A 1,459-nucleotide genomic window follows, 5' to 3' on the forward strand; every position below is an offset into this window, starting at 1 on the left:
TTCAACAAAACGTGAAAGACGCTTGTGTTTCGACTTGGATGATCTCTTACCTAGTTTTGAAGGTGCTTAAATCTTCAATTAATAGAAGAATGAAATCTCAAAATAAATTTCATTAAAAAATATTAAAAAAACCCTTGCATTTTTGGGTGAGGGTGAATATAATATAACTTGTCCTTGAAAATTGAAAGTTTTTGTCCGGTGGTAATGGCAGAGAGGTCACACCTGTTCCCGTGCCGAACACAGCAGTTAAGCTCTCTAGCGCCGATGGTAGTTGGGGTTTTTCCCCTGCGAGAGTAGGACGCTGCCGGGCTTTGATATGGAGGATTAGCTCAGCTGGGAGAGCACTTGCCTTACAAGCAAGGGGTCGGTGGTTCGAGCCCGCCATCCTCCACCATTTAAAAATTGCCGGCCTAGCTCAATCTGGCAGAGCAACTGACTTGTAATCAGTAGGTTGGGGGTTCGAGTCCCTCGGCCGGCACCATATAGAACAATTGATTAATAATCGAAAGATTACACTTAGGTGATGAGCCATTAGCTCAGTTGGTAGAGCATCTGACTTTTAATCAGAGGGTCGGAGGTTCGAATCCTCCATGGCTCACCATTCGCGCGGGTGTGGCGGAATTGGCAGACGCGCTAGACTTAGGATCTAGTGTCTTATGACGTGGGGGTTCGACTCCCTCCACCCGCACCATTATTAATCATGTATATGCGGAAGTAGTTCAGCGGTAGAACACCACCTTGCCAAGGTGGGGGTCGCGGGTTCGAATCCCGTCTTCCGCTCCATTAACTGCCGGGGTGGCGGAATTGGCAGACGCACAGGACTTAAAATCCTGCGGTAGTTTACTACCGTGCCGGTTCGAATCCGGCCCTCGGCACCATATTATTGCGCCCGTAGCTCAATTGGATAGAGCGTCTGACTACGGATCAGAAGGTTAGGGGTTCGACTCCTCTCGGGCGCGCCATATGACGGGAAGTAGCTCAGCTTGGTAGAGCACTTGGTTTGGGACCAAGGGGTCGCAGGTTCGAATCCTGTCTTCCCGATTTCCTGATGGGGCCTTAGCTCAGCTGGGAGAGCGCCTGCTTTGCACGCAGGAGGTCAGCGGTTCGATCCCGCTAGGCTCCACCATATTTATTTGAACCTTGAAAACTAAACAAAATAGCCTGACGTCAATTCGGTTTTCTTTCTAATCAGAGAGAAAACAACGAATGATAAGTAAGAAGCCAATCAAACACTATTTGGAGAGTTTGATCCTGGCTCAGGACGAACGCTGGCGGCGTGCCTAATACATGCAAGTCGAGCGCGGGAAGCTAATTGAATCCTTCGGGAGGACGTTAGTGGAACGAGCGGCGGACGGGTGAGTAACACGTGGGCAACCTGCCTGTAAGATTGGGATAACTCCGGGAAACCGGGGCTAATACCGGATAACATTTTGGATCGCATGATCCGAAAGTGAAAGAT

Annotated in this window: 9 tRNA genes and 2 rRNA genes; all 11 read left to right on the forward strand. The window is 49.3% G+C overall.

Annotation, left to right across the window (positions count from 1 at the left end):
- The first annotated feature begins 194 nt into the window (after positions 1-194).
- Positions 195-310 (forward strand): 5S ribosomal RNA (gene rrf, locus HWQ49_RS14545).
- Between the two features lie 8 nt (positions 311-318).
- Positions 319-394 (forward strand) — tRNA-Val (locus HWQ49_RS14550).
- 10 nt (positions 395-404) lie between these two features.
- Positions 405-481: transfer RNA gene (locus HWQ49_RS14555), tRNA-Thr, on the forward strand.
- Between the two features lie 44 nt (positions 482-525).
- Positions 526-601, forward strand: a tRNA-Lys gene (locus HWQ49_RS14560).
- 5 nt (positions 602-606) lie between these two features.
- Positions 607-691: transfer RNA gene (locus HWQ49_RS14565), tRNA-Leu, on the forward strand.
- Positions 692-708: 17 nt separating this feature from the next.
- A tRNA-Gly gene (locus HWQ49_RS14570) sits at positions 709-783 on the forward strand.
- A gap of 6 nt (positions 784-789) precedes the next feature.
- A tRNA-Leu gene (locus tag HWQ49_RS14575) sits at positions 790-878 on the forward strand.
- 7 nt (positions 879-885) lie between these two features.
- Positions 886-962, forward strand: a tRNA-Arg gene (locus HWQ49_RS14580).
- Positions 963-967: 5 nt separating this feature from the next.
- Positions 968-1,041 (forward strand) — tRNA-Pro (locus HWQ49_RS14585).
- Positions 1,042-1,050: 9 nt separating this feature from the next.
- Positions 1,051-1,126 (forward strand) — tRNA-Ala (locus tag HWQ49_RS14590).
- Positions 1,127-1,233: 107 nt separating this feature from the next.
- Positions 1,234-1,459: ribosomal RNA gene (locus HWQ49_RS14595) — 16S ribosomal RNA — on the forward strand; the annotation flags it as partial.

Source organism: Alkalibacillus aidingensis, assembly GCF_014595945.1.
Taxonomy (GTDB): Bacteria; Bacillota; Bacilli; order Bacillales; family Alkalibacillaceae; genus Alkalibacillus; species Alkalibacillus aidingensis.